Consider the following 9094-nt stretch of genomic DNA (forward strand, 5'->3'; position numbering starts at 1 on the left):
AGCATAACACCAACTAAAAAGTCTGTACCACAAGTAAATACTCGTTCGTACAGACTTTTTCTAGTGCGTTTCAGTTATATATAATTTATTCTTCCCAAATTCTTTCGCTTTATATAACGCTTGGTCTGCTAAGTCTATTAGCGCGTCCAATGTTTTGGCATGATCTGGAAAATACGCAATGCCTATTGAGGCGGTGGGCGCAAAATGACGATGATTAATGGTCCACCCCTTTTTCAATCCATTGCGAATACGATCAATAATATGCATCATTTGTGCATTTCGTGCCTCATGATCTCTCGTTAACCCCGTTAAAACGATAATAAATTCATCGCCTCCGATACGAATAACTAAATCATGACTACGAACCGATGCGATTAAGACATGGCCAAAGTTACAAATAAAGTCATCACCCGTATCATGCCCAAATTGGTCATTTACAACTTTAAAATCGTCCCCATCAATGTAAAGCATGGCTAAACACACATTATTCGTATGCGCATCCGCTAATATTTTAGGAAATTCCTTCATTAGATAACGGCGATTAGGTAATTGCGTTAAGCTATCATGATAGGCTAAATATAACAGGTCATTTTCTCGTTCTTTCCGGTGTGTGATTTCACGTGAAACCATCATAATTTGAGAAACCGTTTCACGCTCTGGATCATGTACGACAGTGACATTCCCTTCTGTCCAAACAGGTGTACCATCTTTTGCCTTCAATAAAAGTTCTAATTGTGTATCTGTTTGACCAGTAAAATTATTTAAAAATGTTTGCCATGCCTTTTTACTCTCCATATCGACAATGTTACTGTAAAACTGCCCTTGTAATTCCACAATTTCGTAGCCCAGGTAAATTCGATAGGACGGCGAAGCATAAATAATAATGCCATCTTCGTTCGTAATAACAATTAAATCATTTGTATTTTCCGTGATGAGACGAAATGTTCGTTCAATATTTTTTAATTCCGTTAACATTCTTTTCTTGTCCGTAATATCATAGTTAATGGATAAATATTGTTCAACTTTGCCAAATTCATTCTTCAACGGTACAATGGCTGCCTCTACCCAATAATCCGCATGGTATTTAGTACGGTAGCACAACTCGCCTCGCCAAATCTCCCCTTCATCAAGTGTTTCGTTTATCGTTTGTAAAAAGTTTTCTGTATGATAACGCGGTTCAATTAAATTATAGGGTTGGCCAATAAGCTCACTCGCTGTAAATCCTGAAGCTTGTAAAAACAATTCATTTACTTCAACGATGTTACCTTCAATATCTAAAATCGCAATAGATGTTGCCGAATTTAAGGCAGCCTTGAAGACTTCAAGTCCATGGGATTTCGAACGTAATTCCGCCTTTTGCTCAGTAAATTGCGTGAAATCTTGCATGATGAGAAATATCGCAAACGAATTATCTCCCAGCATAACTGGAGAAAGCGACACCAAATACATGCGTTGTCTTTTTTCCAGTGTATGAAACTTGATAAGCTTCTCCTCGATATTTTCACCCAAAGCAGCTCTTTTTAAATAGTGTTGTATGTTTTCAATTTCTTCTTGCGGAATAATTGGTAAATCAATAAACAGTTGATGTTTCAATGTGTCATTACTTAACTCAAAGTCTTCCATGAAGCTTGCATTCGCTTCATAGATAACACCATCCGCTGATAAAATGACCGTTGAAAAAAATGCATGATCAAACATTGATCGCATAAACAAAAACTTATCTTCAATGTTTCTGTCATATAAGATTTCTTTTGTAATAGCTAAAATATAATGGTCATTACCGAACTGAATTGGTCGGACAGAAGTCTCGTATTTTCGAACTTCCGAGTCAAAATATGCATAATCCATATAATCGACCTGCGCATTAAGAGCGATTGCTTGATGATAATTTTCTTGAATAATGGCAAAATTACGACGAGAGGAGATTGCAGAAAGCATTTTCCCGATGGCTTCTTTTGATAATAGTGATTGCGCTGCTTGATTTAAGCGAATATATTGATAATCGTCCTCAACTCTTTTCATGAGATAGACAAAATCTTTGCCGATGAATAGCTGATTAAAATGCGCTTCACTTAAAAAATACTCCATGCTGTCACCTCCCATAATAAGTCGCTGTTGTCTATAGAATCGCAATAAAACAACGGATATATACAAAAAAATCCATGTTACTATTATAACATATTTACAGAAGATTAACTTTCTTCAAAAAGAAATTTTCTATCCTTTTATGGATAAAAATTGATGATTTCCAATTTTAAAAGTATATTAAATAATACAAATGGAATGTTATATTAATCAATTAATTGGATTTAATTACTATGATGTACTTTATGCCCATAAAAAATTTATCAAATATTTAGTATTTTCAGAATTAAATAATTATTAAACTTAATTTTTGTTTTAACGAGTAAATTAATTGCATTAAGCAGTAGGTTTGTTATATTATATTAAAAAAACTAGCCATTTTTCGGTATGGTCGCAAAATCAGTAAGACAGCGGGAGATTATGGATTTCATAGTTATAACGTCTAGTTCTTTGGGTTTTTAATTCCAGTACGAATTTTAGTTTTCTTCTTTATGCTTCAACGGAATTGTTTTAACTACCCTAGTAAAGGAGGCGTTTCGTATGCTTAAACATCGAGACCTACATGAATGTACAGAGCTTTATGAGCTATTATCACACCCTTCTGTTTTCCCTTTTGTTCGTCAAAAAGCCGCAACTGCTGATGAGTATTGGTTTATGACAAAACAACTGATTGAAGATGAAGCGAGAGGACTCGCTGTATCTAGGACAATAACTGATGATTGGGGTCAACCAATCGGCACCATTAGCATTCATGATGTCGAAGACGGTGCTGGCTTTCTCGGAACGTGGATAGGACTCCCTTATCAAGGTAAAGGTTATAACCAAAAGGCTAAAATGTTATTTTTGAATGAATTATTCTTTGATTATAATTTCCATACGGTGTTTCTCCGTATTCGAGTTGAAAATACAAAATCTCATCGAGCTGCTTTAAAATTGCCATACGTCATCAATGCTAACGAGAGTCATCCTACTTTATTAGCACAAGTGAATGGTGGAGAAGCACAATTCGATCTATATAAAATACCTCGTGATTTGTTCTACCTGACAACTGCCAATCAATTGCAAGAAGGCGAAGAACAAGCGATGTAGTGGTACATCTCATTCTTTCAACGAAAAGAAGCTATGTATTCTGTCAGCTGAGACAGAACACATAGCTTTTTCTATTTTTTATATTGCAAAATTAATTTTGCCATCTCATCTGGCGTTTTCGGTCTTTGGGTTTTTTCCATCGTTGCAGTCATTGCTGATTTACGTGCTGTTAACGTATGCACGGACTTGATAAACGTTTCCTTTGTTAATTCATCTTCTTGTAATACTTCTGCATAGCCTTGTTTTTTAAATAACTTGGCGTTTAAAATTTGGTCACCCCGACTTTTTTGTGCAGAAAGTGGGATTAATAACATCGGCTTATGAAGTGCTAAAAATTCGAAAATCGAATTGGATCCTGCACGCGATACGACAAAATCTGCCGCATGCAGTAAATCAGGTAATTCTGTTGTAACATATTCAAATTGCTTGTAGCCCGGCAGAGAACTCAGTGTTTGGTCGTTATTTCCTTTGCCGCATAGATGTATCACTTGGAAGGTTTGTAATAGTTCGGGCAAGTTTTGACGGAGTGCATCATTTAAGACAACCGATCCTAGACTCCCGCCCATTACAAGAAGTACTGGTTTTGACGCTGTAAAGCCACAAAGCGATAGCCCCTTCGCTTTGTCACCTATAAATAGCTCTTGACGAATAATCGAACCTGTACAAGTAGCCTTTTCTTGTGGTAAATGCTGAAGCGTTTCTTCAAAAATAGTAAAGATATGTGACGCAAATGGTAGGGCAATTTTATTTGCCAAGCCGGGCGTTACATCTGATTCATGAATAACGACTGGAACGCCTGCAACTTTAGCCGCCATCACGACTGGCACAGAGACAAAGCCGCCTTTTGAAAAAATGACCTGGGGTTTTACTTTTTTGATGATACGAAAAGCCTGCATGATTCCAGCAAGTACTTTAAAAGGATCCGTAAAATTTTTCATTGAGAAATAACGACGCAATTTTCCACTTGATATCCCATAAAACGGAACATTAGGAAATGCCTCGCCGATTAATTCTTTTTCAATACCTTGCTCTGAACCAATATAGTGGACATCATAACCTAGTTCAAGTAAAGACGGTAGTATCGCTTGGTTGAGTGATACATGGCCTGCTGTCCCACCACCGGTTAAAATGATTGTTTGTTGTTTCACGTAAATTCTCCTATTCCTAAAAAGCCATAGTAGCAATTGCTACTTTTTCGTTTACAGTCTTTTATTTTACTATATGCGGACGAAAAGATATAGATGAAGCCTTTAATTTTTGCTCCATTGTACTATCTATATGCTATACTAGTTCATTATGATTAAACACCCATCAGTATATCCACTGGTATCACCTCGTAATGTATCGTCACACAGGCGTGCTGCTTACCTACGGACCAAGACGGATTTTGCCATTCAACCTTTTAGATTATTATAAAAAGGGCATATTGGACAGCACGATCTTCAAGTGAATAAAGTAAAAGGAAGATGCATTATGTACGAAACAACGACCTTGAAAGCAAAATATGTGTTAATGCTGAAAATGATTGTACCGATTTTGTAACACAAGTGGCCATATATTTAATCTCATTCTTCCATATTTTAATGTCAAGCCGCTATGGTACAACAGATTTAGCTGGCGTTTCCATCGGTTCATCCATTTGGATGCCTGTCTACACAGGACTTTCAGGGATTTTATTAGCCATTACGCCCATTGTCTCCCAACTTGTTGGTGCTAAAAAAGAATTGGATGCGAAAAAAGCCGTACAACAAGCTGATATGTCGCCATTGTGATTGTCATTATTATTTCTATCTTATTAATAACAAGCATTGACAGGATTCTTGGCATTATGCAGCTTGAAACAACAGTACATCACATTGCTAAATCCTATATTTACGCTATGTGTGCTGGGTTGTTACCGTTATTTTTATTTTTTGTACTGCACTGTTTCATCGATGCACTTGGGCAAACAAGGGTGGCGATGATTATCACATTGCTCGCAACACCGATTAATATTTTGTTCAATTACATATTTATTTTTGGTAAGTTTGGCGCACCTGAACTTGGTGGTATTGGAGCTGGCGTGGCTACTGCTATTACCTACTGGTTGATATTCTTTTTCACAGTATGGATTGTGGCGAAACGGATACCTTTTGAACGTTTCCGTATTTTTCACGAATGGCCAAAGCTTGAATGGCTACGCTGGAAGGAAATTTTAATGATTGGTGTACCAATTGGCGTATCTTTATTTGCAGAAACCAGTATTTTTTCTGCCGTAACCATGATGATGAGTTGTTTTAGTACCGAAATCATTGCCGCACATCAAACTGCACTGAATTTTACAAGCTTAAACTTAATAAATATTTCTTCTTTAAACCTCTTTGGGCGTAGTTATATAAAAACCGCTAAGCTGAAGATAACGAATCTGTGTTATCCGCTTAGCGGTTATTTTGAATCGTAATATACAAACCTAACAATCAGTCGCTTGTCATCACACCATTCTGTAAATCTTTCAAATGAGATTCCAGAATGATTTCATCCTTTACAGCCTTGGCAATAAAGTTCTCTACTTCAGTTTTCATAGCTGGCGAACCATCCAAAGAATAAGAAACCAATGTGCCAATTACATAGGTTTTGAGACTGATAAAATCAGTATATTTACACATAAAAAAGCCTCAAAAACGGATGTTTTTGAGGCTTGAAAGTTAAATATTATGGGTAAGTTATTGAAAATTGAATATTAACATGATCATTTCCAGCGTCAGGACCATAAAATTCAACAGTCGTATCAGGTGGTCCAACATTCACTGGTTTATTAGGATCTGCGAGCACTTCATCTTTACTTGTACTATCATCTTCTTTTACATCTCCATAAAAAGTATAATTACCAGTACCAGGTGCATAAAACTCTAAGTTCGTAATAGACGCTTGTTCTTGACTAGAACCATCTGACTTGCTCCATATAGTAACTTCATTGGCTTTTTGGATTTCTAAGTCTGTAGAATAAAACTTAATCCAACCATAAGGCTCTATTTCATTACCTGGATCCCCTTCCTCATAAAAATTTATAGTTCCATTCATTATAAGTCTTTGCCAGCCTTTTATATCTACATTTTGTTGATTGTACCACAAGGCTACTATAGATTTAACTGTTGGGTCATTCTTATATATAGCATTAACTTGAATTTTACATCCAATATCAATATCATGAATATTGTAGTTAGAAAAATTTATAGTTAGAGTACCATCCTCTTTTATTTCACAACTAGCAGTTCCATGACTTGTATTGCTAACAACTAATTCGTAATCACATATATACTCTGGATTAATTTTGAATTCTACGGAATCAACGTATGAATGACCCGGAACCGTTGATGTATTCCACCGCGTAACAGAATGTGCTTTTTGTACGATTTGTTCTGTTATATCACTTGTTAACGTTTCAAATTTTGTGATTGTAATGTCATCAAAATAAATATCCCCATTGTCTGAACTGACACAAATTTGATCAGCTATAGTTGCATCATCAAGAAGGGTAAATTCAAAATCTATTCTTTGCCAATCGGAATTTAGTTGAACTTCACAAGTTTTTTTCTTGCTATTTGTTGAACACATCATTCCTATTTCTACTGTTGGATTTGTATCTATAGATTTTGCATACATGCTTAGAACGTATTTTCCATATGGGTCTAATCGTGTTTGTAATGTTCCGCCAGCACTAGTTCCTTGTAAACATCCACCTTCTACTCCAATATTATCTTGGTGTGTTGCACCTGTCCAGGTAATTCCGTTACTTGTAACACTTGCAGAACCATTACAGTCAAAACTAACACAAGGTGTTTTGATTAAAATCTTCATCCCTTGTTTTAATAGTAAATCGAACATTGATTTATCTGGATTCTCTTCTAGTTGGCTCTCAAAATCATCAGCTGTCTGTTGATCGTAAATAAGTTGTACGAGCTCTTCATAGATTGGAATTTCATTATAAAACAGTTTACCTCCATCATTCATAGCTAAAAAAGCAGATTGTATTGCATCTCTAAAAGTAATTTCTGGCGTATAATCAAGTGAATCATAATAATTTTTTGCCGCTACTCTTCTTTCCAATACTTCATTCCCAGTATCTAATATTAGACAGGCAGTAGATGATTCAATTTGTGTGATATATTTATCCCAAGTTGTATCATTATCATCTACATTTCCACTAATTTGGGTTGTTTCTATGAGGAATTTTTCACCAGATTGCAGTTTCTGTAAACTATCATAGTGTATTGTAAAGTCTTTTCCTGGTTCTATCTCGGTTAATGCCATAGCATGTAAGGATTTATCCGGGTATGTTGCCCCGGGAGAAAGCGAGTTACCGATGTTACTAGGTGGAGCTGTAATCGTTATAATTGTTTCATCTTCTATGATAAAGTTATTTGTTGGTGTCACTTGATAAATAGGAGCTGTACCAGTGTTAAAATATCTTACATTCGCATTTAAATATGCAGCTTGACCAGTATTAATATGGACTTGCTCTCCAGTACTTTCTTCAGTTGTTTGTGTTGTTGAAGTTGTGTGTGTGAAGCCCTCAGTAATTTTACCAATAAATTTTTTCCCCTCTGCACCAGCTTCTGCAGTAGTGCTTTCCGTATTTGATTCTGTTTTACTAGAGGAGGTTGAATTTTCTTGAGAGGTTGTAAAATCAGAATTTTGAGATATAATCAGTTTTTCCATACTAACTCCCACCTGTGGATAGGCTGCTACTAATGGATTTCTAGCTTCTAAAGACGTAGCACGGTCCATGTTTCCTGTGATTTTTTCTAAATCAGTATATGGATCTCCCGCTGTACTAGCTTGCTTAGGGTTTGATACATACTTTGTATACGCTCCTTCATAATCAGGACTCCACTGAACAACATTTGTGCCGTCAAACGTATAGCCATTGATTTCCCAATCGTCTAATATCCCATCTTGATCTGAATCAGTAGTATCATCAGCCACATCACCAAACAAGCTAGTTTGCGGATAAAATTCTGTATTTTTAAAATCTGGTGATAATAGACAAACCTCAGGAATAATTTCTTTCTTCTCAGAATACGTCCAACACAGTTCGCAAGTTTTTGTATGATTTGTATCTTTCTCAAAACGACTTTCAATGCGAATTGGATATACTTTATCTTTTTCTAATGTTATTTTACTTCCTAAATTGACAATTTGATTATCAATTTGGATTAACATCTCATAGTTAGATGGCGTGAAAAATACATACTCATCTGTTTGTTCTGGTTTAATAAACCCCAGCCATCTAGCAGATTGAATCTTTTCGTTTTGAATACTAGGTAACGATGTCATTTGAGTTTTATCTAAAGACAGATTACCGTCCCCTTTTTGTGTTATTAACAAGAGGTCATTAAATTGGTTCCCTTTAAAATAAAAACCGATTAAACCATAGCCGGAAAACCGACCTGTATTTTTATTTTCTTCTGCTTTCTTTTCGGTCTTCATCGTTACACTCCTCATTGCTTCACTCCCCATAGATAAGTTAGCGTACAAAAGTATAATAGCAAAAAGACTTGGCAGAAAATGTCACATTACGGATTGCAAATATTTATTCGTAGGAGGGTTCACAAAATCTCCATATTAAACGAAATCCGTTTAAATGTTGGTTACCAATTAAGTTCTATGATATAAATGAAAAAACCCGAATAGGTTCACTTTTTAAAGTGTCCACTGTTCGGGGTTCATTTCACCACAATTGGAGGTGCAGTTTTTTTATGGTTAAATTTACACTAGACGATAAAATAAATGCGATTGAACTTTATTTATCAGAAAAAGAGAGCTATGAAAGTATTGGACGATTGCTGAAAACCGATGGAATTACGATTATGGAGTGGGTGAAACGATATGACTATCATGGACTCGAAGCTTTTAAAAAATCCTATACAAGATATTCGAT

The 9094-nt window shown here is 35.7% G+C and carries 8 protein-coding genes; 4 read left to right on the plus strand and 4 right to left on the minus strand.

Annotated features, from left to right (window positions below; all coding sequences use genetic code 11):
- Window positions 1-60 precede the first annotated feature (60 nt).
- Window positions 61-2088, minus strand: a complete 2028-nt coding sequence (locus ACOMCU_RS19075) for a diguanylate cyclase domain-containing protein (RefSeq protein WP_421051067.1) — start codon at window positions 2086-2088, stop codon at window positions 61-63.
- 537 nt (window positions 2089-2625) lie between these two features.
- Here ACOMCU_RS19075 and ACOMCU_RS19080 point away from each other — a divergent pair.
- Complete coding sequence (locus ACOMCU_RS19080; RefSeq protein WP_010859246.1) at window positions 2626-3174, plus strand: GNAT family N-acetyltransferase; 549 nt, start codon at window positions 2626-2628, stop codon at window positions 3172-3174.
- 71 nt (window positions 3175-3245) lie between these two features.
- Here the strand turns inward: ACOMCU_RS19080 and ACOMCU_RS19085 are convergent, their stop codons facing one another.
- A complete protein-coding gene (locus ACOMCU_RS19085; RefSeq protein WP_010859245.1) occupies window positions 3246-4322 on the minus strand; it encodes an undecaprenyldiphospho-muramoylpentapeptide beta-N-acetylglucosaminyltransferase in 1077 nt (358 codons plus the stop codon).
- Between the two features lie 318 nt (window positions 4323-4640).
- Here ACOMCU_RS19085 and ACOMCU_RS19090 point away from each other — a divergent pair, with 318 nt between their 5' ends.
- Window positions 4641-4946 (plus strand): MATE family efflux transporter, encoded by a 306-nt coding sequence (locus tag ACOMCU_RS19090; RefSeq protein WP_421051068.1) that lies wholly within the window; start codon window positions 4641-4643, stop codon window positions 4944-4946.
- Window positions 4943-5614, plus strand: a complete 672-nt coding sequence (locus ACOMCU_RS19095) for an MATE family efflux transporter (protein ID WP_421051070.1) — start codon at window positions 4943-4945, stop codon at window positions 5612-5614. The genes ACOMCU_RS19090 and ACOMCU_RS19095 overlap by 4 nt, the downstream gene beginning before the upstream one ends.
- A gap of 16 nt (window positions 5615-5630) precedes the next feature.
- Here the strand turns inward: ACOMCU_RS19095 and ACOMCU_RS19100 are convergent, their stop codons facing one another.
- Together ACOMCU_RS19100 and ACOMCU_RS19105 are read right to left on the minus strand one after the other, a co-directional pair.
- Window positions 5631-5819, minus strand: a complete 189-nt coding sequence (locus ACOMCU_RS19100) for a hypothetical protein (RefSeq protein WP_010859242.1) — start codon at window positions 5817-5819, stop codon at window positions 5631-5633.
- Window positions 5820-5865: 46 nt separating this feature from the next.
- On the minus strand, window positions 5866-8643 hold the full coding sequence (locus ACOMCU_RS19105) for a binary toxin-like calcium binding domain-containing protein (RefSeq protein WP_421051071.1): 2778 nt from the start codon (window positions 8641-8643) through the stop codon (window positions 5866-5868).
- 269 nt (window positions 8644-8912) lie between these two features.
- Here ACOMCU_RS19105 and ACOMCU_RS19110 point away from each other — a divergent pair.
- Window positions 8913-9094, plus strand: a 182-nt coding sequence (locus tag ACOMCU_RS19110) for a helix-turn-helix domain-containing protein (protein WP_421051072.1), incomplete at its 3' end; no start/stop codon positions are given.

This window comes from Lysinibacillus sp. UGB7 (assembly GCF_049058285.1).
Classification (GTDB): Bacteria; Bacillota; Bacilli; order Bacillales_A; family Planococcaceae; genus Lysinibacillus; species Lysinibacillus sphaericus_B.